Below are 25291 nucleotides of genomic sequence, written 5' to 3'. Positions count from 1 at the left end.
GTTACTCCGCGTAGAGGGCGTCTGCGTGGAAGGCGACATGGTCTTCCATGAAGGTCGAGACAAAGAAATAGCTGTGGTCGTAGCCCGGTTGCAGGCGCACGGTGGCTTGCTGGCGTTTTGTCGCTATGGCGGCGGCAAGGGCTTCGGGTTTCAGCAGGTCGATGAACTGGTCGTTGGTGCCTGTGTCGATCAGGATTGGGCCGTCGAACCCTTTTTCCGCCATCATAAGCGTCGCATCGTGGGCGGCCCATTTGGTTTCATCATCGCCAAGGTAGGCGGCCAGCTGTTTGCGGCCCCAATCGGCGGCGGTCGGGTTACAGATGGGTGCGAAGGCCGAGACCGATTTGAAACGACCGGGCAGGCCCATGGCCATGGTCAACGCGCCGTGTCCGCCCATGGAGTGGCCTGTGATGCCTTGGCGGTCCATATCTATGGCAAAGTTTTCACCAATTAGGGCGGGGAGTTCGTCGGTGATGTAGCTCCACATTTGGAAATGTGGCGCCCAAGGTTCTTGGGTTGCGTCCACGTAGAAGCCTGCGCCTTTGCCAAGGTCGTAGGCCTCGTCGTCGGCGACATCGTCACCGCGCGGGGAGGTGTCGGGGAAGATCAGCGCGATACCGTGTTCTGCTGCCCAAGCTTGCGCGCCCGCTTTGGTCATGGCGTTTTCGTGGGTGCAGGTCAGGCCAGAAAGATACCACAGCACGGGCACTGGGCCATCTTTTGCTTCTTCCGGCAGGAACACTGCGAAGGTCATGTCACAGGCGCAGGCCTTTGATGTGTGGGAATAGACGCCTTGTGTGCCGCCAAAGCAGGCATTTTCGGATAGGGTTTTCATCGCAGATCTCCTTTGTTGTTTCATCGCTAGCGCCCGTCGGGGCATGCGTAAAGGGGGGGAGCCTCTGGCGGGGGTTTTTTTAGGAAAAAGACATCTAACCGGGGCTGACCCATGCGATTACAAAGCTGACTGTCAAAATGCTGATGGCCGTTGAAACAAGGATGGCCGCTGATACCCTTTGCGGTGCTGCGCCATAGTGTTGCGCCAGCATGTAAACATTGCCTGCCACAGGTAAGGCCGCGGCGGCGATCATCACGCTTGCGGCGTAGGGTTCGACTGAAAAAAGATACAGTGCCCCGAAGGCCACAAAAGCCGGGTGCAGCACAAGTTTGCAGAAGGTAAGCCAGCCTGCCACTTCGAGACGTTCAGCGGATTTCGATGCCAATGATGCGCCGATCGCAAACAGTGCCCCTGGCGTTGCGGCCCCGCCCAGGATTGCAAGAAATTCGTTGGCCGGCGTGGGCACCGGAATACTGAAACCAGACACCAAAAGCCCCAATGTCATTGCCACAATCATCGGATTTTTGAGCAACCCGATCCCGACGGTTTTGAGCATCTCTATGGATATTCGGCCATCCCGTGATGCCGTTATCAAGATGACAATTAGGGATGAAAACACAATCAGATCCACCGCAAGCATCATCATGATTGGTCCAACGGCGGCTTCGCCCATCAGCAGTGTCAGCATTGGGATGCCTAGAAAGCCGATGTTTCCGATGACAGCACATTGTGCTTCGATGGCTGCGGTGGGCACGTCGAGCTTGCGAAAGAATGCCACCAGCGTGGCTAGGCCATATACGAATGTGGTGCCCCAGAGGTAGGCCGCAATCAAGCGGGTGTCCCAGACTTCGCTTAGGGACAGGTTGGCTGCAAATCGGAAGATCATTGCGGAAAGTGCAAAGTAGAAGACGAACTTTGTGAGATAAGCTGTGGCTTCTTCAGAAAAGAACTTGGTGCGTCCCGCCATGTACCCAAGCGCAATGATCGCAAAGAAGGGCAGTGTTTTGAGGAAGATAGCCAGCATGCTTTCTCGATAGCCCTGTAAAGGACGCCAATCAAGCCGCCCGAGGGCACTAAAGGCACACCGATGCGGTGTTACGCCATACGACAAGTTTTGGGTTTGGGTTATTTTTGCTGTGGAAAGTGAACCAATCGGTTTATGTTGCTCATCTGAAGGTTGGAGACCATATGACTGAAACTGTTCAAATCGTGCGCAAAGGCCGCAAATTTACCCAAGTGCTAGAGGGTGCGCGCGATGTCTTTATGGCGGACGGCTTTGAGGGCGCAAGTGTTGACGATATTGCCAAGGCGGCAGGCGTCAGCAAGGCTACGTTGTACAGCTATTTCCCGGACAAACGGTTTTTGTTCGTGGAGGTGGCAACGACTGAATGCTTGCGTCAGGCGGATGATGCCATTCACAACATCGATAGATCTGCACCACCGCGTCAGGTGCTGTTTCAGGTGGGAACGCATTTTTTGCGATTTATCACATCCACTTTGGGGCAACAGATTTTCCGGATATGCGTTGCTGAATCGGACCGTTTTCCAGATATTGGCCAAGCGTTCTATGCGTCTGGCCCTGCTGTGATGCGGCGCGAGATGGCGGAGTATTTCGAGCAGGCCGTGGGGCGCGGCGAGTTGCAGATAGATGATTTGACTTTGGCCGCCGACCAGTTCGGCGAATTGTGTAAAGCCGATGTCTGGCCGCGCCTGATGTTTGGGGTGAGTAAAACTGTGACAGATGCCGAAGTCACCCGTGTCGTTGAAAGTGCGGTGGACATGTTCATGGCGCGGTATGGCGCACAATAGGGTCTCGACTCGGGCGTGCGACTCGCGTTAATTAATTTGGAACAAATGGAGAACATTTAGGAAAGAAGTGGTCCGGCGATGGCAGATCGACGTATCCTATCGTTGTGGTTTCCAAGACTTGGGGCGGAACGGATGATCCGTTTAGAGCCGGAGCTTGGGGATCAGGCTTTGGTCGTTGTGGCTGAAGAAGGAAATGCACAAACCGTTTGTTCTGTGAATGTTGAAGCACAAGGTCGTGGGGTGCATGTGGGGCAACCGATACGGGACGCACATGCCATGTGCGACGGTTTGGTTGCAAAATCCCGTAACGTTTTGGCAGAAAAGAGATTCTTATCTATTTTACGACGCTGGGCCGGCAAGTTCAGCCCTTGGGTGTCTGAAGAAGGCTGGGACGCTTTGGTGGTGGACCTGACTGGATGCGCCCATCTTTTTGGCGGCGAAGACGCGCTGGTTGCGGTGGTGCAGGATGACTGTACGGATCTTGGATTAAGCGTGCATTTGGGATTGGCAGACACACGCGGGGCGGCTTGGGCTTTGGCACGGTATGCAGGGCAAGCAGCGCAATCAAACCGGTCCGGAGACGCCATCGATCAAGAGGCGCGTGCGACCAGATCGCGCGCTGGCAAGCGACGGCATTGGACCAAAGGTGGTGCTGCGCCTGTGGCCGACATGTCGCGAGATACGCGACAGAATAGGATTGCAGGAGCAGGGCAGACGTATTCTGCTTTAAGCCCTTTGCCGGTTGCCGCGTTGCGTCTGGATGCCGAAACCACGGCACAATTGGGGCGTTTGGGATTGCGTTGTGTGGGGGATGTTCTGGGGCAACCGCGCGCAGCTTTGGCCCGTCGGTTCGGGCGCGGTTTAGTGCTGCGTCTGGATCAGGCGATGGGCAGTGCGCCTGAACCGATTTCTCCTGCTCGTCCTGCATATCATTTTGCGGTCCGCATGAGCTTGCCTGAACCAATTGGGTTGGCGGATGATGTGATGGCGGGTGTGGACCGGCTTTTGCCGAATTTATGTCAGTCACTTAAGGACAAAGGACGCGGTATGCGTTGTCTTCAGGTGCAGGCATTTCGTACTGACCATGCGGCGGAAATGATTGAAGTTGGTTTGGCCCGCCCCACCCATGATCCTGTACGAATACGCCCGCTTATTGCCTTGAGGGTCGGTGATATTGATGCGGGGTTTGGAATTGATATGTTGCGTTTGGAAGCGGTGCAGCACGAACCCTTGCATGAAAGAACTGCGGTCGGGCACTTGGGGGCCGGGGCACAGGCGCGTGCGCGACACATTAAAGCGCAAGATATAGAAGACCTTATTGGTCGTTTGGGCGCGCGTGTGGGGTTGGACAGCATCACGCGTTTGCACCCCGCGTCTAGCCATATTCCTGAAAAATCAGCCCAGATTATGTCGGCGGCTTGGTCGGGGACTTACGATGGCCCTTGGCCCAAAGCACAAGGGCCGCGTCCTGTGTTGATGTGGAAACCCGAACCTCTTGGCGCACAAGACAGTCCTCAATTACCACATGTCTTCCGGTGGCGAGGTCGTGAGCATCGCCGTATCCGTGCATTCGGCCCCGAACGTGTGGCACCCGAATGGTGGTTGGACGATCCGAATTGGCGCAGCGGACAACGCGATTATTGGGTAACAGAAACCGACCGGGGAGACAGGCTTTGGTTGTTCTTCGGCCATGGGGCCACGATGTCAGCGGGGTGGTTCTGCCAAGGGCATTTTTTGTAACTTACCCTGCATCCATGCATCAAATGTCTGTTTCCAACACATTTAGAACCGCTTTAACCCGCCTTGTCGCCAAGAGTGTACATTGCATTTTGGCGTAGAACCAATGCAGGCACCTGTGCTGCAGATACAGGTTTGCTGAAATAATATCCTTGGGCCAACACGAAGCCCATATCTTTCAGGAAATTCACTTGATCGACGGTTTCCATACCTTCCAAAATAAGCTTGAAATTCATGGAATGACTCATGCCAAGCAATGCGCGGATGATTGATTTATCATCTTCGTTGTCTAGAATATTTTCCACAAACGACTTGTCGATCTTTACCGAGGATACCGGCAATTCTTTCAGTTGTGTAATTGACGAATACCCAGTTCCAAAATCATCTAGGGCAATAGAACAACCCGCTTCGCGCAGGGTTTCAAGGTGAACAAGAAAAGCAGCCTTGTCGCGACCGAATAAGCAGTTTTCGGTGACTTCAATAACCAAATTTGAAGGAGACAGTCCGCGCTGGGCCAAACCGGTTAGCAAAGAATGCGCAAATTCTTCCTGTTTGAGATCGCCGTTCACCACGTTCAGGCCGACCTTGTGAAATGGGATGCCATTGGCCTTCCAGATTTCCATATCATCAGCAATTTTGTTGAACATTTGCTGCCCCAGCAACGCACTCAATTCGCCGTCTTCAAATATATCTTCAAAGACCAACGGGGTCAGAATACCTTTTTCTGGATGATCCCACCGCGCAAGAGCTTCAAAAGCCACAACTTGGCCGGTCCGCATGTTTACGATCGGTTGATAGAAGGGAACCAACTCAGAGCGGTCCAAAGCCATTCGAAATTCATCGCGTAGTGTCAGGCGACTTAGAAAATTTTCTTTCATTTCGGGTTGGTAAATCTGAACTTCGCCTGCCCGATTGGGCTTTGCAGCGTAAAGCGCCAGATCGGCCATCTGCATCAGATCAGATGTGCGTTGGGCATCTTTTGGAAACTGTACAACCCCCCCTGAAATTGTTGCACTTACATATTGCTGCCCTCTGTTGATGTGCAGCCCAACGGAGTTCGGTAGACGCAGATGTGTTAAGGGATCCGCGATGGATAAAGGTAGACCCGAAAGGACCACCACAAATTCGTCGCCGCCCAACCGGGCAACATATCCGCCATCTGGCACATGCTTTTTCAACATTTCCGCAAAGGTGCATAACAGGCTGTCACCGACGTGATGGCCATAGTAATCATTCACTTCTTTGAAGCCGTTCAAATCAAAAAGGAAAACCAAAGCGCCAGTTTTATTTTCCTGACATTTCCAAAGAATGTCTGAGACTGTTTCCTGAAAATCGTTTCGATTGTGCAAATTGGTCAGCACGTCATGAGACGCAAGAAATTTTGCACGCCTATCTGCGGATTGTTGTCGCTTTAAGCTGCGCAGGTATTGGCGTGCAGGATACCCTATGGCAAACAGTAAAACCAAAGCGCTGAACATGAAAGCGATAGCGATTGTGCTTTTGTATTGCGCCGCCTCTTCTTCCAGATCGACCATTGCACGCAGAACATAAACCACTTCGCCATCCATAGTCACAGGATGGAAGACTTCACCAAAAGTTTTGGGGAATCCCGGCGTGTTTGTTGTTCGGATGTAGACGTCATCCGATACATTTTTTGCAGCGGACGTCACCAGTGCACGATCTATCGGATACTTGTAGATCTTCGCAGTCGCCGAAGGACCCAGAGCATGTGGCTTGGTGCTTTTGAGGATGTGGTTCAGCGCACGTGGCCTCAATTTCTCCGTGATATGATCGCTTCCTTCGTGATCTGCATGATCGTGATCGCTCACAAGCATATGGGGTGCGCTTAAGCTGATGTCACACAGGCACAAAAGATTGATGTAGTCGATTTGATAGACGTGCCCAACTTCGAATACATTCGATAGAATTTCACGAAACCTTCGAACATCAGGCAATTGCTTCGGATCAAAACTGCCGTCAGGTTTATGAAGACCGGGTAGCTTGAACAACTGGTTTTCAATGTAATGCGTCCAGTCGGTCCCTTGTGTGTAGGCTTCACGTTGCAGCACCCGTTCAAGAAAGTGTTGCGCCATAAACGAGCCAACGGATATCGCGCAGAATGCCAAAATAGTGGCAGTAACCCAAAATTTTCGCAAACTTGGCACGAGCGGATCCCCAAAAAATATTATGAGTCATTCCCTAAAGAAGAAGTCTTAAAGTCAAATGTTTAATTTGTGTCTTTTCGAAGAATTGCCGCTAAAATTTTGCACATTTTGAGCTGACATCAGGCCGCATTGGCATCGGGTCCCGCCTGCAGAGGCTTTGACTGACTGGCCACTTGATTTGCGTGACGAACAGCGCAACTGTAAGGCCTATGACCTTGCACACGCCTCCACCGTCAAACATACGCGAAATGCCCCCGCTTCAGGTTGCATTCCACCGCACGGAACTGTCCGTGATCCTGTCGCTATACGGCCGTTTCGTAGCAGCCGGAGAATGGCGCGACTACGGTATTTCGTGCTTGCGTGAAGTCGCTGTGTTTTCTGTGTTCCGGCGCACGGCTGAAAATCCGATGTACCGTATTGAAAAACGGCCAAAACTGCGTGGAAAACAGGGAATGTACGCGGTGATTGGCATGGACGGTCAGGTGCTGCGCCGGGGGTCGGAATTGCGTACTGTGCTACGTGTTTTGGAACGCAAGTTGATCCGCAGTGTGGAATAACACCACCGAAACCAGCCTGCACAGCAAACCCTTATAGGCGAATGTGAGACGTCACAGGCCCATCGCCATTTTCTGCGATGCGCTGCTTCGCTGCTTCGATGTTTTCAAACGCCACGGCCATGTGATGTGCATTGGCGTGTAGGACGTCTTGATCGTTTGCCACCCAAGCGACGTGACCTTTCCAGAACAGCAAATCCCCGCGCTTTGGCGTTTCCCCAGACGGTAGTTTGCGGCCCAATGTGCCTTCTTGTTGATCGCTGTCCCCCGGGCAGTCTTGGCCACATGCCAGAAGTGCGGCCTGAACCAAACCGGAACAATCTATGCCCAAGCGGCTGTTGCCCCCCCAAAGATACGGCGTTCCAAGATAAAGTGTTGCGACCGCAACAGGATCCGTCATTTTGATGTCGCTTGGGCTGAGGTGTTGTTGTGGGATGAACCCGAATTCTGTTTCTAAAAACCCGTTTCCGGTCTCAGTTCCGCATACTGCACTGTTGTGGCTTAGTGACATCAAATCGAGGGATTTCATATCGGCTTTTGTGTAGCAGTGTGTTGCCAAAGCGCTGACGCGATGTGTGCAGGTTTTCGGTAATGTCAAAGCGCTTGATGCAATGAAACCGATGTATCCGTCTTTGTGCGACCTGATGTAGCTATGTGCGCCTTGAACGCCAAGAACGGTAACGTGATCGCCCATAAGTGCTTGTCGATCGCGTGGCCCGTCAGGTCGCCGCAACACATCTGTTATTGGCACACATACTTGGGTGGGACGATCCTCTACCACCCATTCCGGGTTGGGAAGGCTACGGCCGTCAGTCATGTGCCGATCATGGCGTGTAGGGCTTTGACCAAAGCGCGTGTCCCTTGCCCTACGCCGCCTTTCGGGCGTGCTGGTGCTGCTGTGGGCTGCCATCCGTAAATGTCGAAATGCATGTAGCGCGGGCAGTGTGTCACAAAGCGGCGCAAGAAAAGTGCTGCGGTGATTGATCCAGCGAACCCGCCCTTCGGTGCGTTGTCGAGGTCAGCAATACCAGGTTCGATTGTGGCTTCGTATGGGGCGTGAAACGGCATTCGCCAGACGGGATCAGCAACGGATTTTGCGGCGTCTTCCAATGCGGCGGCCGCTGTTTCGTCATCCGTATAATACGGCGCGAGATCCGGTCCCACGGCCACGCGGGCAGCCCCTGTCAAAGTCGCCATTGAAATGATCATGTCAGGGTTACCTTCATCCGCCAAGGCAAGTGCGTCCGCCAATACCAAACGGCCTTCAGCGTCAGTGTTGTTGATTTCCACGGTCAGCCCCTTGCGTGAGGTCAGGATATCTTGTGGTCGGAACGCGTTTGAAGAGACTGAATTTTCGACTGCAGGGATCAAAACGCGCAGTTGGATTTGCTGGCCTGTGGCCATGATCATTCGGGCCAAACCAAGAACGGCTGCCGCACCGCCCATGTCCTTTTTCATCAAGCCCATAGAGCCGCCGGGTTTCAGGTTCAGTCCACCGGTATCGAAACATACACCTTTGCCGACAAGGGTGATTTTCGGGCCATCCGTACCCCAAGCCATGTCGATCAGGCGGGGTGCGCGGTCAGCCGCACGGCCCACAGTGTGGATCATAGGAAAATTCTGTTCCAAAAGATCAGCGCCAGTCACAACAGAAATGCTGGCACCAAATTCATCGGCCAATGCGCGGGCGGCGTTTTCCAGATCAGGGGGGGCCATGTCGGAGGCTGGGGTGTTGATGAGATCGCGGGTCAAGGCCTCTGCGTTGGCGATGGCTTCGACTTCGGATGCGTTGACATCCTCGGGGCACACAAGGTGCGCTTTCATGTGCGACCCTTCGCGGTAGGCGTGGAAGCGGTAGGCCGCAAGCAGCCAACCTAAGCTTTCCGATGCCAGCTGATCTGTCGGTATGCCAGATGCGATACGGTAGTGACCTTCGGGCAGGTTAACTGCGCCAGCCGCAAGATGGAAACGACCCCGGCGACGGGTCGCGTCAGAACCATATCCGATTAACGCCATTCCCGGAGCACCTGCCCCGTCGGGAAGAGCGATGGTTTGGCCAAGTGCCCCTTTGAACCCATGGGCGGCACACCATGTCCGCACGGCGTCCCCTTGCCCTGATAGCCAGGTTTCGCAATTGTCTTCAGAAATGACGTGAAGGGGAATTGCCGCGTCGGCGTTCGAAAAATGCAAGGACATGGCAAAACCTTTTGTAGGGTGAGAGTGCCATGTCACAGTAGCGTTTGAATGTTGGACCGCAAGCCGAAGATCAGATGGTGATATCCTGACTGTCCCAGATTGCTGTTAAAGACCCTTCGCCGGTGCGCATTAACCGTTGCAAGGTCGCGGCCAGCGCCACGTCGTCTTCGGTGTCGATGCATTCCGTCACATGCCCTGCAACGCGCGAAACGTCCGACATGCCGATCTGCTCTGCAATCGCAATCAGGGACCTGGCACTTTTGCGCAGCTCTACCCAATCGGACCTGCGAAACAAGCGGTCGCAGTGCGACAAGCGCAACGCCAGCTCTTCCATGGCGCGGCAAACCACGTCTTCTGCGCTTGCTTCCCCCAATTGCGTATACAATGCGCCCAATCGTTCATGATCGACGCGCACCGCCTCAAGCGGTTTGATCTGTGTTATTTGTTTCATTGCACTCACCCTTTGCAATTTGCCCCCACGGCCTGGACATCAGGTATCGCACCGGTTTCCTTCCCAAATGGTTATGATGGCTGTGCATTTTCCCTCGAATTCGACGCAAATTCAGGGTAATGGCGAAGGTAAGACACGTCCGAGGAATGACATCATGCACAACGTAAAGCCGTTGCCCGCCTATTTGCTTCAACGCTATCACGGCTGGAAAGCCACAGGATACAAAGAGAACCAGCAATGGTATCGCCGCCTTGCCACCGAGGGCCAACGTCCACGTGCTATGGTGATTTCATGCTGCGACAGCCGGGTGCATGTGACCTCGATCTTTGGGGCGGACCAAGGCGAGTTCTTTATTCACCGCAACATCGCCAACCTTGTGCCGGAATACCTGCCGGACGGCGATCACCACGGCACAAGCGCTGCCATCGAATACGCCGTCACGGTGCTAAATGTCGCGCATTTGATTGTTTTGGGCCATTCCAGTTGCGGTGGGGTGCAAGGATGTATCGACATGTGTCAGGGGCACGCGCCTGAATTGGAAGCAAAGGAAAGCTTTGTAGGGCGTTGGATGGATATTTTGCGTCCAAAGTACGACCTTGTGGCCGATGAACCCGACCCCGCGCAGCAAAGCCGCTTGTTGGAAAAACACGCCGTTGTTGCGTCTTTGGAAAACCTGCTGACCTTTCCGTTCATCCGGTCACGTGTCGACAAGGGTGATCTAAGTATTCATGGCCTTTGGACTGATATTGGTGAAGGTAGTCTGGAACATTATGACCACAACACCCAGTCATTTTACGCGGTTTAGGCACGCTTTATGAGAAAAGGGGTCTAGGACTTTTTCCTATTCGTGATGTTTACCGCGTTGGGCCTTTTCCATTGGATCACTGATGCGGCCGCTCTGACCGAGACCCGAGCCATAGTCGAAAATCTTCGCATCACTTTAAGCGATCCAAACATTGGCATTTAGACCACCGGTTTATTAAAAAACAAAGTCAGGGCCTTGGAAAATACCCTGGACCGTCCCAATCGCACGTTTGTGATCTGTCTATATTTTCTTGGTGCGCTGACCTTTCTGCAAGGCTTTTGGCAGTCGGATATCGGGCTGCGTCTGCGCCGCGTATTCGTGCGATTTTGGACGTATCGGCCTTAAGTCACGTCTCTCGTCTTAAAAGCCGCGCCAATGCAGGGTGCGGAAAGCTGCGGGGCAGTGTCACGGCGTAGAATGGTTCCGAGATATCAAGCGTAAAGGGCGCGGTGGCCAGCAAGCCGCTGGCGATTTCATCGGCGAACACAACTGCCGGGGCAATTGCCACCCCAACGCCTTCGCGTGCCAGCAGCCGCACCATCGCCATATCGTCCACATCTGCTATGATGTGCGGGGTAATTTCCATTTTTGTCACCAGGTTTTCAAACCGGGTCCGCACGGCGCTGTCTGTGGGCAGGATCAAGGGTTCACTGCGCAAGAGTGTTTTGAGTGTTGGGTGGTTTAGCCGGGCGGGTGGGCCGTGTACGCCGACCATTTGTTCGTCGATGCGCTGGGCGGCGAAGTGCGATTTGGTGCCGCTGGGGGGCAGTTCTGTGGTGAGGACCACGTCAAGGCCGAGGGATTCGAGCTCTTTCAGGAGCACATGGGTGTTGCCCGATTTTAACGTGATTGGCGTGCCTTCACTGGCAAGGATTGGCCGTAAGAACTGCATTTGAAAGTTGCGCGACAAGGTTGATAGCGCCCCGACCCGCAAAGGTGGGCGGGCGGTGCTGCTTTGACGCAAAGCGGCCAACAATTCGCTGCCTGCGCCGAAGATGCGTTCAGAATGGTCCAATGCGATGCGTCCGGCTTCGGTTAGAACCAGTTTGCGGCCCACACGGTCGAACAGGTCGTGCCCCAGGCGGTCTTCCAGTTGACGGATCTGGATCGAAAGGGCGGATTGGGATACGTTAAGCCGCGCAGCGGCGTGGCCAAGATGTCCTTCGTTGGCGACCTCGCGGAAATACCGCAGATGGTGATAATTCAAAGTGTCCATGTTCTGTTTTATAAAACAATTTAGTCGCAAATATATATTTATTATTATCTTCATAGTCCTTTAGGGAAGCGACACCACCAGCAAAGGATCCGCGCAATGGATATTTTCACGCTCGCTGCCAACAATCTGTTGTCCCCTATCATTTTATCCTTTGCCCTGGGGGTCGCGGCGTCTTTGGCCCGTTCTGACCTGACCATTCCCGAAGCGGTGGCCAAGGGCATGTCGATCTACCTGTTGTTTGCCATCGGCTTCAAAGGCGGGGTCAGCGTGGCAGATCATGGAATAGACCTGACACTGGGTCTGTCGTTGTTGGCGGGTATCGTTTTGTCGTTTGCCTTGCCCTTGATCGCCTTTGCGCTGTTGCAGGTGATGTCGGGCCTGTCCCGTCTGGATGCTGCCGCAGTCGCCGCGCACTACGGATCGATCTCAATCGTGACCTTTGTGGCAGGCACCAGCGTGCTTGAAAGCGCGGGTTTAACCTACGAAGGGTATATGGTCGCGGTGGCGGCCGCGATGGAAGCACCTGCGATCCTGTCTGCCCTTTGGCTTGTGTCGCGCGGTGCAGGTGGGCGTGAAATGGAAAGCGATTTGTGGCGGGAGATTCTGTTAAACGGGTCCATCGTTTTGTTGGTAGGATCGTTCTTTATCGGCATGGCGACCGGCAAAGAGGGATTGGCCGAAATCGAAAGCTTCATCGTATCGCCCTTCAAAGGTGTGTTGTGTCTGTTCTTGCTTGATATGGGTCTGGTTGCTGGACGCGGGTTGCGGCAGGGGGGCCGCGTGATGCGCCCGGGCCTGCTGGCTTTTGGTGTGGTGATGCCATTGATTGGCAGTGTCGCGGGCTTGGGATTTGGTGTTTTGTTGGGCCTGTCCACGGGTGGTGTGTTGCTGATGATGGTCCTAAGCGCATCGGCCAGTTACATCGCTGTGCCCGCGGCCATGCGTGTCGCCTTGCCAGAGGCGGAACCGTCAATTTATCTTACTCTTTCTCTTGGGGTTACTTTCCCCTTTAATCTGACCTTGGGTATTCCGCTGTATTTGGCTGTGGCCCAAATGGCGACTGGAGGCTGACCCATGCAAATGCACAACGCAAAACGGATCGAGATTACCATCGAAGCGATCATGCAAAAACGGCTGACGCAGGCATTGGAAAATGCCGGGGTGACGGGGTACACAATTTTGCCGGTGCTGGGTGGCTCAGGTCGATCTGGCGCGTGGTCGCGTGAAGGCCAGGTCAGTCGGGCGAGCGGGATGGTGCAAGTCGTGTGCATCCGCAGGCCCGACGAGGTCGATGCACTGCTGCAAGCGGCCTTCGCAGTGGTCGAAACCCACATCGGTGTGGTCAGCGTGACCGACTGTCAGGTCCTGCGTGCAGAGCGGTTTTGACCTATTGGATGCGGTTCCCCAGAACGCGGGCCACCATCACACGCGCCTTGAATTTGGACCATGATCCGACAGGGGGCGGCGTGTTCTGTCGTTCGCCCCGCTGCAATTCTTGCGAAAAAATGCGAAGCATTTCCTGTTTGGTTACTTTTTCGGGCAACCCATCCTGTTTGCCTCTGCCATAGTTATGCGTCGGCTCAAATAGCGTAAACATTCACCTATCTCCACTCACCCTTACGAACCGGCCCCACACCGGATTATGATCAAGTTCGCACAGATTGATTGCAATGCCCTTTAAGAATTGGATCGGGTTTTGTTCAAATGAAACGGATCAGCGCAATTCCAGACCTTCAGGCCATGTGATTTTTGTTTTGATGGAAATGCTTTGCTTTGATCCTGCCGCGGCGTTCAGGTCCCACCGCAAGATACCGCGACGATCGTCGTCGTTGATCTGGTCCGGCTTCGGAGAGGCCGTCCAGTCAATCACCAGATCCTCTTGTTCGCCATAAGGCACACCATCAAACACGGCCACGTCCCACGCGCGGTCCGTTAGGTTTTCGATGTCGATGCGAATATCTTCGCTGTTCTCGTTGGACCGCGTGACAAAGCCCCGGTCCCCTTCGTTGCGGTCCAGAACAGTCCGCGACACCAGCAAGCCGTCGATGGGGCCAAAGAACAGGTTGGCCTCTTGGGTGGGCTCGATTGTCTCTATTTCAGTGTCGCCCATCAGACGTCCATCCACATAAAGAACGGCGTACTGTGATTGCAGCAGCCGCTCGGTGCTGTCGTTTGTAAACAGCACTTTTCTAAAGGCGGTGGAATCGACACGCGGGGTGGCTTCTGCACTAAGTTCGGGGGTAAATGTCAAAGTGCCTAATGCCAGCTGGGCTTGCGTGAACCCTGACAGCAACGACACCTTTTGAGGGAACTCGTAAAGTGTTCCCGGGCCTGCCATAGAAGGCGTGCTACCTTGGGCTTCCTCGATGATCACAGGGGCTTCGATAATGCCGTCCGTGAGGGCGTCTGCATCTAGGGATCGCGCACTTACGCTTAACTTTTGAACAGGGGCCTCGATGCGAAGGCGCTGGGCAAAAGGACGCGATGGGGATGCGTCAACTGTTGGGGAAAGCGTTGAAAGCGACAACGTCACGTTGTTCCAGTTTTCACCTGTGCGTTGCTGTATCGTTGCAAACCGGTCCACGCTAAGGGATGGGGAATCTCCGGTGATTAGGTCCATGCGGTAGTTCGGGTACCAGCTGGCTGTTCCCATAATGTAGGTGATGTTGGCCGTGACAGAACCAGCTGTTGGAACATTGGCACTTAAGGACATTTGTATTGCGTCTTCGCGTGGTGTTGCTACGGTATCGAGCACAACGGCGGCATTATCTACCTCAAGCCCTAGCTGTTCAAGATCGTCTTTAAGACCCCGGATTTTTGCTTGCGCCTGAATTATAGCCGATTGCGCCTTGGCAGTTTCTTCAAAAACCATCCGCGACAGATCACGCAGGGTATCTGCCCCGTCTGGCAATCCTTCATTTTTAGACAGCCCATTCAGGAAGTCAATTTGGCCGTTTGCAGCTGTGATCTGTGCCTCGGCTGTTTTGACTTGGTCCTGTACCGCCTCGTAGCGCGCATGTGCTGCATCAACATCGGCTTTGGCGGCAAGGTAGCGTTCTGATGTGTTTGGCAGGACTACCGATTCAGAAGACTCGATAAAGCTGCGGCCCGTGATTTGTGCACCTTCCAAATGAACATCTACAAAACTTGGAACGACTTCTTCGGGCAAATCGGGGAAAAGTATAGTGTGTTGGCCTGCGGGCATCTCAAACGTTACAACACGCGTGACCTGTGTTGCACCTGGGAAAATGCGTACTTCATTAGGTTGGCTGTAAACAGTGATCGTGTCGGCCATCGCAAAGCAGGGCATCAAGGACAAAGCGGCAATCGTTATCATACGCATGAGGGGAAACCTTTGGTAATTTCTGCCCTAAGGTGGCGGGAACACAGGCAAAAGAAAAGGGGCACCGCGTGGGCACCCCTTTGAATGTTTCAAGCGTCGGCAGGTTTTAGCCTTTTTTCAAAACCCGCGTACCGAGCGTTTCCGCGATTTGCACCGCGTTCAAAGCGGCACCCTTGCGCAAGTTGTCCGACACGCACCACATATTCAGGCCGTTGTCGATTGTGCTGTCCTGGCGGATGCGGCTGATAAATGTCGCATATTCACCAACACATTCGATGGGCGAGACATAGCCGCCGTCTTCGCGCTTATCGATCACCATCACACCGGGCGCTTGGCGCAAGATGTCTCGGGCTTCGTCTTCGTCAAGGAAGTCCTCAAACTCGATGTTGATGGCTTCGCAGTGGCCTACAAACACAGGAACGCGCACACAAGTCGCCGTGACCTTGATGGAGGGATCGACGATTTTCTTCGTCTCGACCATCATTTTCCATTCTTCTTTGGTGGTGCCGTCTTCCATGAAGGAATCAATATGCGGGATCACGTTGAAGGCGATCTGCTTGGTGAACTTTTTCGCCGGCTTGTCATCCACAGGATTGTAGATGGACTTGGTCTGATCCCAAAGTTCGTCCGCGCCTTCTTTGCCCGCACCGGACACGGCCTGATAGGTAGACACCACAACGCGCTTGATTGGTGTTCGGTCATGCAAAGGCTTCAAGGCCACAACCATCTGCGCGGTTGAGCAGTTGGGGTTGGCGATGATGTTTTTCTTGGAATAGTCCATGATCGCTTCGGGGTTCACTTCCGGCACGATCAACGGCACATCGGGATCGTAGCGATAGAGCGACGAGTTGTCGATCACGATGCAGCCTTCTGAGGCAGCCTTCGGGGCATACTTTTTGGTCGCGTCCGAGCCGATGGCAAAAAGCGCAATGTCCCAGCCCGTGAAATCAAATGTGTCCAGGTCCTTCGTCTTCAGTGTTTTGTCGCCAAACGTGACTTCCGTGCCGAGAGAACGGCGGGACGCCAAAACGGCGATTTCGTCTACGGGGAACTGGCGTTCAGCCAGAATGTTCAGCATTTCGCGGCCCACATTGCCTGTGGCACCCGCGACAACGACGCGGTAACCCATCTGATTTACTCCAATATAATAGGGATGGTGAGCGCCCTTTACACGGGATTCCCCATAGGGGGAAGGGGAGCCGAAAAATTCAATTTTTCGGGCCCGTTTTCTTTCAAAGAAAACGGCGCATTCAGCCAGTGTTGTCTTTGGAAAACAGATACAGCGCCAGACCCACCGCCAGCATCAACCCAAGGAAACCGAAAACGGCTGTATAGGGCGCCGTCACGTCGCTGCCTTGATAGGCCGTGTGCAAGCGCCCGGTTGCAAACTGCGCCAATCCGACCCCGCCGATGCCAAACAGGTTCAACAAGGTGACACCCCGCCCTGCCAGATGCGCCGGGAAAAAGCTTTTGCCGTGCGCCATGATCACCGGGAAAGTTGCCCCAAAGAAGCCTACGCCAGACATCATCGCAATAGACACGACAGGCGAGGCGGCTGGAAACATCCAAAGCCAGCCGATGCAAACCAACGTCAGGGTGGACCCTGCAACGATGACCCATTTGCGTGTTCCAAAGATACGGTCAAGCGGACCATACAGTAAAACGCCTCCGATCATTGCGGCGCTCATGACCATAGACGCGATGCCCACCTGCGCTGTGTCATATCCAAAGACGTCTTGCAGATACGGCCCAATCCAGATCCCACGTATCGCGCCGGGAGGCATGTAATTGACCAAGGCAATCGGCAAGATCAACCAGATCACAGGCATGCGCAAAAGGTCCAGCAACGAACCCTTTGTGGTCGCTTGTGCTTTGGCCGGATCGCGGACAGTGAATTGCACACCAACAGCGACCAGGGCACTTAAACCCGCCAGCGCCAGCATCGATGTGCGCCAACCGACAAGATCTTCGGCCAAAGCCATTGGATAGGATGAGATCAGATTGCCCAAGGTCCCGATCCCGATGATCAACCCTGCCAATGTTGCAAATTTCTGCGGCGAAAACTCGCGGGCAAAAATATAGAAAGACGCCATAAGGACAGGTGAACAGCCGATCCCGATCAGGATCATGGCCAGGTTGATGTGCAAGGCCGATCCGGCCGCCGCAAACAGCATAGCGCCGCCGCCGCATCCCACCAGCATAAGCGCTGACGCTGTACGTTTGGGGCCGATTGTATCCAAGGCCCAGCCTACTGGAATTTGCATGGCTGCAAAGCTGATAAACCAAAGCCCTGACGCAAAGGCCAACGCTTCGGCATCAACGCCCAGATCCTGTTGCAAAGGCCCGCTGAGCACGGCCAGGAACGCTCTGAAAAATTGGCTAAGCACATATGCGACTGTCAGAAGGATAAGGCCAATTTGCATGCTGATTTCCCTTGCTGCCTTGATCGTTTTTGACGGGCACTGCGCCTGACTGACATGGGATATGACCGTGCACAAGTGTTTGCGGTTGGTTTCATGGGGATGCCACGCTAGCTTTGGTACATGGGTAAAGATTTTGAATTCTACAGTTTGTTGCCGACACGGGACACTTTTGTGGAGTTCGCAAGTGCCGAAGTCTACACATCGCTGCCGGACGATTGGATGGTCGGCACGTCGGATATTGTGGGGTCTACCGGTGAAATCGCCAAAGGCCGGTACAAAACCGTGAATATGGTCGGGGCGGCTGTGATCTCGGCGCAGGTCAACGCCGCCAAAGGGCGCGCATTGCCATATGTGTTTGGCGGCGACGGGGCTGCCTTTGCATGCCCCGTGTCCCACGCCCAAACAGCCGCAATGGCGTTGGCAGCTGTACAGGTTTGGGCGCAAGAGATGTTTGGCATTGAATTGCGTGTGGCTATGGTTTCGGTGGGCGACATTCGCCGCGCGGGACACGATGTTGCGGTGGCGCGGTATCAAGCGTCGGAGGGCGTCGATTATGCGATGTTTTCCGGTGGCGGAATATCGTGGGCGGAAGCGCAAATGAAAGCGGGCGCACATAATATTCCGGCGGCACCCAGTGGCACTTTGCCGGATTTGGAGGGGCTTTCATGCCGTTGGAGCCATATGAAGGCGCGATCCGGCACGATTTTGTCAATCGTCATTCAACCTGCTGCAGGCATTGATCCAAAGGCATTTTCGGATGTGTGCACCACCGTACTGACACGGGCTGGTCAACTTGATCGGGGGGGGCACCCATCCCCCGAGATTGGCCCCGGTACCAAATGGCCACCGCAGAATTATGAATTGGACGCGAAAGTCAGCCAAAAAGATATGCCTTTGGGCAAACGGAAGCGACAGGTTTTGTTTGAAACCGCAATCGCGTGGCTTTTGTTGAACCTTGGCGTGACCATTGGTGGCTTTGACCCCAAAAAGTACCGCCGCGAGGTTGCCGGCAATGCTGACTATCGAAAATTCGATGATGGTCTGAAAATGACTATTGATTGTGACGCTGCCACGCAGGCCGATTTACAGGCCATTCTTGATAGTGCCCGTGCGGATGGTATTCTGAATTATGGTCTGCACACCCAAGACGAAGCCATGATGACGTGCATTGTGCCGTCCCCCATGGTTAACACACATGTGCATTTCATCGACGGCGCTTCGGGGGGATATACCCAAGCCGCGGCACAAATCAAAAGTGGCTAGGCGCCTAAGATTTCCACTTTTTGACCAGATCTTTGGATGCGTTGACCAGTGTCAGCATGTCCACCCCGACGGCAACAAAACGCGCCCCTGCGTCCATGGCTTTGGTGGTCATTTCATCGTTCAGGCTTAGGATGCCGGGTGCCACGCCTGCGGCGGCAATTTTTGCGATGCTGTTATAGATCAGGTGTTGCATGTCGGGGTGCATCGCATCCCCCATGTGGCCCATATCAGCGGCCAGATCTGCGGGTCCGACAAAGACGCCATCAATGCCATCAACCTTTAGAATATCGTCCAGCGCGTCGATCCCTTTGCGGTTTTCAACCTGCACCAGCAGGCATGTCTGGTCGTCTGCCGTTGTACCATAGTCCGGGATCGTTCCAAATTTCCCGGCCCGCGTCACGGCATAGCCCACACCGCGCACGCCAGTTGGTGGATAACGGCATGCTTTGACCAATGCGCGTGCTTCCTCAGCGCTTTCGACCATCGGTACAAGAATAGTTTGCGCACCGATATCAAGCACCTGTTTCACCATATAGGTTTCGCCGATGGGCAGCCGTACAATCGCATGCGACGGGCTGCTGTCGAGCGCGATAATTTGGTCGCGCATAGATCTAATGTCGTTTGGGGCATGTTCGCCGTCAATCAGGAGCCAGTCAAAACCAGCGACCCCCAATGCCTCTGCCGAGTGGCTGTTGGCAAGACTAAGCCAGCATCCGATCAAAGTGTCTCCGTTCAGAAGTGCTGCTTTGAAAGTGTTTTTAGGGGCTGGCATGTGCTGATCTCCAAAGACGTTTTTTGCACCCTAGTGGGCTGACACGGTCTTTGGCCAGCCGAAACCTTGGTTGTATTGGTCGTCGGTTCAAGGTGCTCTGCACCCGGTGCTTGGCCCCCGGAGTGGCTTTTCAGGAAAAGGACAATCAGGCGTCAGACGACTTTGATCACGTCTTTACCCACTGCCAGCATATATCCTCGCCGCGCGATGTTTTTGACCAAAAGTTCGCTGACCATCTGGTTGCCCAATGTGTCGCGCAATCGTTTGATCCGCGTGGCCCCTGCCGCTTCTTCGCAGTCTGCGGCACTGCGTCCTGATATCATGCCTTCGATCTCGGATCCTGTCAGAACATCGTCGTCCATGCGGGCTTCGGCAAGAATGGACATCGTCTCCATTGCGGCCGCTGTCAGTTTGAAACCCATGTCATTCAGGTAGACGGTGTTCTCTTCGCGGCTGATCAAAAGCGAGTTCACCTCGATGCCTGCCCGTTCAATTTGAGCCATGCGGCGGTTCAGGATCACCAGCATTACCAGAAACACCAGTGAGGCAATCAGCAAAGCTGTGGCGAACACCAGCAAAACGAAAATGATGGTCCGGTAGGACACAAGAACGTCTGAAAACGCCGTGCCGGACTGTGCAAGAATCTCAAGCAGTTTGATTTCTGCCTGCGTGGTCAGGTCGTTTTCTACAAAGATCGTTTCCACTTTGGCATTGAACGCATTGGCATCCGGTAAGTTGTAGAACAACACAAAGGCAGCTGCGCCCAGAACCAGCACAATTGCAGCAAGCCCAAACCCGACAAGCCGTGTCCCAGAACGTCGCGCCTCAGAAGCGGAGGTAGTTTGATCCAGCACGTTGCTTCCTTTCATTCAGGCCGTCTGCCCCGAAGGTGGAGACAATTGTAAGCAAGGTCCACCCTTGGGCAGCCAGTCGGGGCCCCAATTGGGCCTGTGCTGCGCCGGGTGAACAGGCCCCGGAAATCTGCGCAACACCGTAGTGTAGCCGCAAGGGATCATCTTGCTTTGCCTTGTAGTCGGCGTAGCAGTTTTGGGCCTGCGCAGGACTGCTGAATGTCAGCAGGGCGGCAAGGATAAGAAATGCGTGTTTCATGACGTAATTGTGGGGGGAAATGCGTGGTTATTCAATAACAACAAAGGCTTTTGGGACATGATATGCGATAACACCGCGCCGTTATTGCCTGTCGGACGGGGTTGCCCCCAGTTTGGTTGCACAAACACCGCACAGCCTGTTGCGGACCAATCAAAAGGATCACACGCCATGACAAGCATTCCCTTCCATAAGAAATTTATCAGCACCGTTGCAGCAGTTTCTATTGCCCTGACGGCCTTTTCTGCGGCACCTGCCCGTGCGGGGGATGATGATGTGGCCAAAGTGCTGGGGGCCCTTGTCGGGCTGGCCGTGTTGGGTGCGATCATCAACGACAAGCGCCATGATGCAGAAGCGCAGCATCAGCCAAGGCCCCGGGTTCACAATCCGCGTCGCCCTTACACAGATCCGGCCCCGCGTCCGTTGCCGCGTCGGTTTGTGTTGCCCAACCGGTGCCTGCGCACGGTGCCACTGCGCAACGGCAAACGCATCAACGCTTTTGGGCAGGGGTGCCTGAACAATCACTACCGTCATGTAAACAGCCTGCCGCATCATTGCGCGCGCGCTGATCGCAGCAAAAACCGCGTGATCCACAGCTACGGCGCACGGTGCCTGCAGAAAGCCGGTTACAAATTGGCACGCCACTAAGAGTGTGCCTGTAGCGCAACCCTTCGGGGTCGTGTGAACTGGGGAAGGTGTTCGGGCACCTTCCCCTTTTTCGTGGTTGCGGTTGAAGCTGCACATGGGGCGTGTGTACTTGGGGCGAAGCGGGCGGGGGGTTTATTGTGCCGGATTTCACTTTCGAGATGCAGATAGGCGGACGGGTTGCGGGCGTTGATGAAGTGGGGCGTGGGCCATTGGCCGGGCCTGTGACTGCGGCAGCAGTTGTTTTAAGGCCGGGGTTCATTCCAGAAGGCTTGAACGATTCAAAAGCTTTGACAGCCAAGAAACGCGAACAGCTTTATCCGCGAATTCTAGCACATGCAGATGTTTCGGTGGCGCATGCTAGCGTGGACGAGATTGACACGTTGAATATTCTGCGGGCCTCGCATCTTGCGATGGTGCGCGCGATTGCGGGGCTGCAAAGCCCTGCGGATCATGCGTTGATCGACGGTAATATGATCCCACGCGACCTTGATCTTCCAGCAACCACGTTAGTGAAGGGGGACAGCCGTTCTTTGTCCATCGCGGCGGCCTCAATTGTGGCCAAAATATGTCGAGATCGTGTCCTAGTGGATTTGGCGCAACAGCACCCCGGATATGGCTGGGAAACGAACATGGGTTATGGATCAAAAAGCCACATGTCGGCGTTGGAAAATCTTGGGGTAACCCCACACCATAGAGGATCCTTCAAACCTATACACAACATCTTGTATCAAGAAAAAATCGTAAGTGATTGATTCAAAAAGAATTTGACCGCGAATCGCCTTTGACTCACATTGGTACTCAACCAACGAGGTCAAAATGACCCGGGCCAAAACGGCTAGGACAGAGGCAGTCAAATGACGAAACATATGAAAAGCGCCGAGGCGCTTCCGCTAAACACGATTCTTGCTGGCGATTGCATCGATGTGATGAATGCGCTGCCTGCAAATTCAGTCGATCTGATCTTTGCAGACCCGCCATATAACCTTCAGCTGAAGGGCGAATTGCATCGCCCTGACAACTCTAAGGTTGATGCGGTTGATGATCATTGGGACCAGTTTTCCAGCTTCAAAGCCTATGATGATTTCACCAATGCATGGCTCAAAGCGGCCCGGCGTTTGTTGAAGCCAAATGGCGCAATTTGGGTCATCGGATCTTATCATAATATCTTCCGTGTTGGTGCGGCGTTGCAGGACCAAGGATATTGGATTTTGAACGACGTGGTGTGGCGCAAGTCCAACCCGATGCCGAACTTCCGCGGCAAACGCTTTACCAATGCCCACGAAACAATGATCTGGGCGGGCAAAGAAGAATCCAGCAAATACACCTTCAACTACGAAGCGTTGAAGTCGTTGAACGAAGGCATTCAGATGCGTTCCGATTGGGTCTTGCCGATCTGCAATGGCCACGAGCGTTTGAAGAACAAAGACGGTGAAAAAGCGCATCCAACCCAAAAACCACACAGCCTGTTGCATCGGGTTCTGGTGGGGTCCACCAATCCGGGCGACGTCGTGTTGGACCCGTTCTTTGGAACGGGAACAACAGGGGCCGTGGCGAAAATGCTGGGCCGCGAATACATCGGGATCGAACGCGAAGCTGAGTACCGCGAAGTGGCCGAAAAACGCATTGCTGATGTGCGTAAGTTTGACCGCGAAGCGTTGCAAGTCAGCGCTTCAAAGCGGGCTGAACCCCGTGTGCCGTTTGGCCAATTGGTTGAACGCGGCATGCTGCGCCCGGGCGAAGAGCTGTATTCCCTGAACCAACGCCACAAAGCCAAAGTGCGCGCTGATGGCACGTTGATCGGGGACGACATCAAAGGATCGATCCATCAGGTCGGTGCTCATCTTGAGGGCGCCCCAAGCTGTAATGGCTGGACGTACTGGTGCTACAAGAAAGATGGGAAAAAAGTGCCCATCGATCTTTTGCGCCAGCAAATTCGCGCAGAGATGATCAACTGAGTTTTTAAAGTTTTACGAACACCGCCGGTGCCTGCGGCCTTTACCCAAGGCTATAACCATAGGCACTTACCTATGCCCCGCCCTCGTTGGCGGGGTTTTTTTTATGAACAGTGTTATTCTTTATCCCCATGAGGTTGAATTTTGCGCTGTGCAGTGTGAATGTCTTTAACATTGCAGGAACCAGGCGAACACTATGGCGGACGTTCAATCGATAGACACATCTTTGGAAGATGCTCCGGGAAAATTTGCGCAAGCTGCATTAGAGCGCCACAAGCAAGAAGGCTTGAATTTGGCCGTGCGTGCGCGCTGGGCTGCCATCGCGGTGATTGCAGTTTTGTTGCCATTCCTCAATCCACGCATCGAGGTCCTGTATTCTTTGGCGCTGCTTGCATTGGTGGCGTTGAATGGCTGGTTTTTGCGTCGCGTCGGGCGGGTTGGCCGATCCGGCGCTGAGCTGTTTTTCATAGCGTTTGATGTGCTTTTGTTGACCTTTGCGTTGCTTTTTCCCAACCCGTTCAACTCTGATCCGTGGCCGACGTCTGTGGTGTATGAATTCCAGACGTTTATGTATTATTTTGTGTTTCTCACCTTGGGAACGCTGTCTTATTCGTGGCGTACTATTCTTGCGCTGGGTCATTGGTCCGTGGTGTCTTGGCTTGTCGGCACAGCTTTGATTTGGTGGCTTGGGATCACCTATCCACAGATCAGCGCGGGCATTGCCCAAGCTTTTCCAAGCGACACCCTCATGGCGCAATTTGTCGATCCTAACAATGTGAACTGGGATCGCCGCATCCAAGAGGTCGTTGTACTTTTGATCTGTTGCTACACCCTTGCCCTGACGGTGCGCAGGTTTGAAACGCTTTTGTTGGGCAACGCGGGTCTTGAACGGGAACGCGCGAACTTGTCACGCTATTTTTCGCCGAATGTCGTGCATGAACTGTCCCACAACGATGAACCGCTTAAACAGATTCGCAACCAGGACATCGCAGTCCTGTTTGTGGATATCGTGGGGTTTACAGCGCTATCGGCCAACCGCCCCCCAGAAGAGGTCATTCGCCTGCTGCGGCAATTCCACGGGCGCATGGAGGCTGAAGTTTTTGCGCATGATGGAACATTGGACAAATATCTGGGGGACGGGTTGATGGCGACTTTTGGCACCCCTGTCGCAGGACCCTGTGATGCAAGCAATGCCTTGCGCTGCGCACGCGCCATGATGCGTGCCATGGAAGGTTGGAACGATGCCCGTGAAAGCGAAGGTTTGCCTGCCATTCACGCAAGTTTCGGTATCCACTATGGGCCGGTCGTTGTGGGCGATATTGGGGCAAACCGGCTGGAATTTGCGGTCATCGGCAACACAGTCAACGTGGCTAGTCGCCTTGAAGCCTTAACGCGGCCTTTGGGTGTGTCATTGATTGTCAGCGACGACGCCTACGCAAAAGCCTTGTCGGAAAAAGTGACCAAACCACACGACCCGTTGGACGCCGTGGGCGAACATGTCATCCGGGGTCTGGATGTCCCACTGGTGATCTGGACGGCCTAGGGGTAAATAGGCGCAATCCGTCAATGCACCCGTTGTCGCGACTTTTTCAATGCAGACTGCACATACCCGGAATGGAAGTCGTCTTTGCTGACGATGTAATGGACACCGGCCTTGGTGGCTTTGGCCCACATAAAAGGCGAGGGCCAATCGCTGACCATAACGACGGGTGTTTTGCTATGGGTCGGATGTTTGGACAATTCCACTGCGAAATCCGCGCCCATGCCGTCCGGCAGGTTGTTGTCCAGCAAGATCATCACAAATGGATTTTCATCGATTTTTGCGCGTGCTTTTGCCAAAGTGTCGGTGAATACAAGGCTGATGTCCCGGCACCCGTGTGACATGGCCCGCGAGATACGCGTTTGGTCAAACTTGTTGTCTTCTACTACTAGGCATACCCGCTCGGGACGGGGTTTCGACACTGTTGTTTGAGCCTGCATTACATATCCGCTTTTCACATCTGCGCCGACACGTT

At 54.1% G+C, this 25291-nt stretch carries 26 protein-coding genes; 11 read left to right on the top strand and 15 right to left on the bottom strand.

What is annotated here, in order from left to right; all coding sequences use genetic code 11:
• Window position 1: 1 nt before the first annotated feature.
• Window positions 2-835, bottom strand: coding sequence for an S-formylglutathione hydrolase (gene fghA, locus ABJL60_RS16830; protein ID WP_348375716.1), 834 nt, complete (start codon window positions 833-835; stop codon window positions 2-4).
• 94 nt (window positions 836-929) lie between these two features.
• Window positions 930-1859 (bottom strand): AEC family transporter, encoded by a 930-nt coding sequence (locus tag ABJL60_RS16825; RefSeq protein WP_348291086.1) that lies wholly within the window; start codon window positions 1857-1859, stop codon window positions 930-932.
• A 164-nt stretch (window positions 1860-2023) separates the two neighbouring features.
• Here ABJL60_RS16825 and ABJL60_RS16820 point away from each other — a divergent pair, with 164 nt between their 5' ends.
• Together ABJL60_RS16820 and ABJL60_RS16815 are read left to right on the top strand one after the other, a co-directional pair.
• Entirely contained in the window at window positions 2024-2644 is a 621-nt protein-coding gene (locus tag ABJL60_RS16820) for a TetR/AcrR family transcriptional regulator (protein WP_348375718.1), read from the top strand.
• 78 nt (window positions 2645-2722) lie between these two features.
• Complete coding sequence (locus ABJL60_RS16815; protein WP_348375720.1) at window positions 2723-4384, top strand: DNA polymerase Y family protein; 1662 nt, start codon at window positions 2723-2725, stop codon at window positions 4382-4384.
• A gap of 53 nt (window positions 4385-4437) precedes the next feature.
• Here the strand turns inward: ABJL60_RS16815 and ABJL60_RS16810 are convergent, their stop codons facing one another.
• Window positions 4438-6474, bottom strand: coding sequence for a bifunctional diguanylate cyclase/phosphodiesterase (locus tag ABJL60_RS16810; protein WP_348375722.1), 2037 nt, complete (start codon window positions 6472-6474; stop codon window positions 4438-4440).
• 281 nt (window positions 6475-6755) lie between these two features.
• On the opposite strand from ABJL60_RS16810, the gene ABJL60_RS16805 reads away from it, so the two are divergent.
• Window positions 6756-7103, top strand: coding sequence for a DUF2794 domain-containing protein (locus ABJL60_RS16805; RefSeq protein WP_108829902.1), 348 nt, complete (start codon window positions 6756-6758; stop codon window positions 7101-7103).
• A 31-nt stretch (window positions 7104-7134) separates the two neighbouring features.
• Here the strand turns inward: ABJL60_RS16805 and ABJL60_RS16800 are convergent, their stop codons facing one another.
• From ABJL60_RS16800 to ABJL60_RS16790, 3 genes are all read right to left on the bottom strand, one after another.
• Complete coding sequence (locus ABJL60_RS16800) at window positions 7135-7917, bottom strand: NlpC/P60 family protein (RefSeq protein ID WP_348375724.1); 783 nt, start codon at window positions 7915-7917, stop codon at window positions 7135-7137.
• Entirely contained in the window at window positions 7914-9296 is a 1383-nt protein-coding gene (locus ABJL60_RS16795; protein ID WP_348375726.1) for a leucyl aminopeptidase family protein, read from the bottom strand. Before ABJL60_RS16795 ends, ABJL60_RS16800 begins: the two co-directional genes overlap by 4 nt.
• A 70-nt stretch (window positions 9297-9366) precedes the next feature.
• Window positions 9367-9747: a hypothetical protein gene (locus ABJL60_RS16790; protein ID WP_348291076.1), complete on the bottom strand. Its 381-nt coding sequence runs from the start codon at window positions 9745-9747 to the stop codon at window positions 9367-9369.
• A 154-nt stretch (window positions 9748-9901) separates the two neighbouring features.
• Between ABJL60_RS16790 and ABJL60_RS16785 the strand changes: the two genes are divergently transcribed.
• Window positions 9902-10552: a carbonic anhydrase gene (locus ABJL60_RS16785; RefSeq protein ID WP_348291075.1), complete on the top strand. Its 651-nt coding sequence runs from the start codon at window positions 9902-9904 to the stop codon at window positions 10550-10552.
• Between the two features lie 346 nt (window positions 10553-10898).
• Here ABJL60_RS16785 and ABJL60_RS16780 read toward each other — a convergent pair whose 3' ends face one another.
• Window positions 10899-11768, bottom strand: coding sequence for a LysR family transcriptional regulator (locus ABJL60_RS16780; RefSeq protein WP_348291074.1), 870 nt, complete (start codon window positions 11766-11768; stop codon window positions 10899-10901).
• 96 nt (window positions 11769-11864) lie between these two features.
• On the opposite strand from ABJL60_RS16780, the gene ABJL60_RS16775 reads away from it, so the two are divergent.
• Together ABJL60_RS16775 and ABJL60_RS16770 are read left to right on the top strand one after the other, a co-directional pair.
• Window positions 11865-12839, top strand: coding sequence for a sodium-dependent bicarbonate transport family permease (locus tag ABJL60_RS16775; protein ID WP_348375728.1), 975 nt, complete (start codon window positions 11865-11867; stop codon window positions 12837-12839).
• Window positions 12840-12842: 3 nt separating this feature from the next.
• A complete protein-coding gene (locus ABJL60_RS16770) occupies window positions 12843-13154 on the top strand; it encodes a transcriptional regulator (protein WP_348291071.1) in 312 nt (103 codons plus the stop codon).
• Window position 13155: 1 nt separating this feature from the next.
• Here ABJL60_RS16770 and ABJL60_RS16765 read toward each other — a convergent pair whose 3' ends face one another.
• From ABJL60_RS16765 to ABJL60_RS16750, 4 genes are all read right to left on the bottom strand, one after another.
• A complete protein-coding gene (locus ABJL60_RS16765; protein ID WP_348291069.1) occupies window positions 13156-13365 on the bottom strand; it encodes a hypothetical protein in 210 nt (69 codons plus the stop codon).
• A 117-nt stretch (window positions 13366-13482) separates the two neighbouring features.
• The gene (locus ABJL60_RS16760; RefSeq protein ID WP_348375729.1) at window positions 13483-15111 is read right to left on the bottom strand and encodes a mucoidy inhibitor MuiA family protein; all 1629 of its coding nucleotides are present in this window, start codon (window positions 15109-15111) and stop codon (window positions 13483-13485) included.
• 106 nt (window positions 15112-15217) lie between these two features.
• Window positions 15218-16240, bottom strand: coding sequence for an aspartate-semialdehyde dehydrogenase (locus tag ABJL60_RS16755; RefSeq protein WP_348291065.1), 1023 nt, complete (start codon window positions 16238-16240; stop codon window positions 15218-15220).
• A 121-nt stretch (window positions 16241-16361) separates the two neighbouring features.
• Entirely contained in the window at window positions 16362-17534 is a 1173-nt protein-coding gene (locus tag ABJL60_RS16750; RefSeq protein ID WP_348375731.1) for an MFS transporter, read from the bottom strand.
• 120 nt (window positions 17535-17654) lie between these two features.
• On the opposite strand from ABJL60_RS16750, the gene ABJL60_RS16745 reads away from it, so the two are divergent.
• Window positions 17655-18797, top strand: coding sequence for a DUF3095 domain-containing protein (locus ABJL60_RS16745; RefSeq protein ID WP_348375733.1), 1143 nt, complete (start codon window positions 17655-17657; stop codon window positions 18795-18797).
• Window positions 18798-18801: 4 nt separating this feature from the next.
• On the opposite strand, the gene ABJL60_RS16740 is transcribed toward ABJL60_RS16745, so the two are convergent.
• The 3 genes from ABJL60_RS16740 to ABJL60_RS16730 form a co-directional block, all read right to left on the bottom strand.
• On the bottom strand, window positions 18802-19569 hold the full coding sequence (locus tag ABJL60_RS16740) for an HpcH/HpaI aldolase/citrate lyase family protein (protein WP_348291061.1): 768 nt from the start codon (window positions 19567-19569) through the stop codon (window positions 18802-18804).
• Between the two features lie 152 nt (window positions 19570-19721).
• Window positions 19722-20423 carry a hypothetical protein gene (locus tag ABJL60_RS16735; RefSeq protein ID WP_108829887.1) on the bottom strand — a complete coding sequence of 234 codons (702 nt, stop codon included), beginning with the start codon at window positions 20421-20423 and terminating at the stop codon, window positions 19722-19724.
• Complete coding sequence (locus tag ABJL60_RS16730; RefSeq protein ID WP_108829886.1) at window positions 20395-20679, bottom strand: hypothetical protein; 285 nt, start codon at window positions 20677-20679, stop codon at window positions 20395-20397. Before ABJL60_RS16730 ends, ABJL60_RS16735 begins: the two co-directional genes overlap by 29 nt.
• Before the next feature lie 168 nt (window positions 20680-20847).
• Here ABJL60_RS16730 and ABJL60_RS16725 point away from each other — a divergent pair, with 168 nt between their 5' ends.
• The 4 genes from ABJL60_RS16725 (at window position 20848) to ABJL60_RS16710 (ending at window position 24819) form a co-directional block, all read left to right on the top strand.
• Entirely contained in the window at window positions 20848-21324 is a 477-nt protein-coding gene (locus ABJL60_RS16725; RefSeq protein ID WP_348375735.1) for a hypothetical protein, read from the top strand.
• Window positions 21325-21482: 158 nt separating this feature from the next.
• On the top strand, window positions 21483-22076 hold the full coding sequence (locus ABJL60_RS16720; protein ID WP_348375796.1) for a ribonuclease HII: 594 nt from the start codon (window positions 21483-21485) through the stop codon (window positions 22074-22076).
• A gap of 102 nt (window positions 22077-22178) precedes the next feature.
• Window positions 22179-23279, top strand: a complete 1101-nt coding sequence (locus ABJL60_RS16715; RefSeq protein WP_108829883.1) for a site-specific DNA-methyltransferase — start codon at window positions 22179-22181, stop codon at window positions 23277-23279.
• A gap of 193 nt (window positions 23280-23472) precedes the next feature.
• A complete protein-coding gene (locus ABJL60_RS16710) occupies window positions 23473-24819 on the top strand; it encodes an adenylate/guanylate cyclase domain-containing protein (RefSeq protein ID WP_348375737.1) in 1347 nt (448 codons plus the stop codon).
• A gap of 20 nt (window positions 24820-24839) precedes the next feature.
• Here ABJL60_RS16710 and ABJL60_RS16705 read toward each other — a convergent pair whose 3' ends face one another.
• On the bottom strand, window positions 24840-25256 hold the full coding sequence (locus ABJL60_RS16705; RefSeq protein WP_348375739.1) for a response regulator: 417 nt from the start codon (window positions 25254-25256) through the stop codon (window positions 24840-24842).
• Window positions 25257-25291 lie beyond the last annotated feature (35 nt).

Source organism: Ascidiaceihabitans sp., assembly GCF_039986515.1.
Classification (GTDB): Bacteria; Pseudomonadota; Alphaproteobacteria; order Rhodobacterales; family Rhodobacteraceae; genus Ascidiaceihabitans.
Note: the sequence above shows the minus strand (reverse complement) of the source record. Positions and strands in the feature narration are given on the sequence as shown.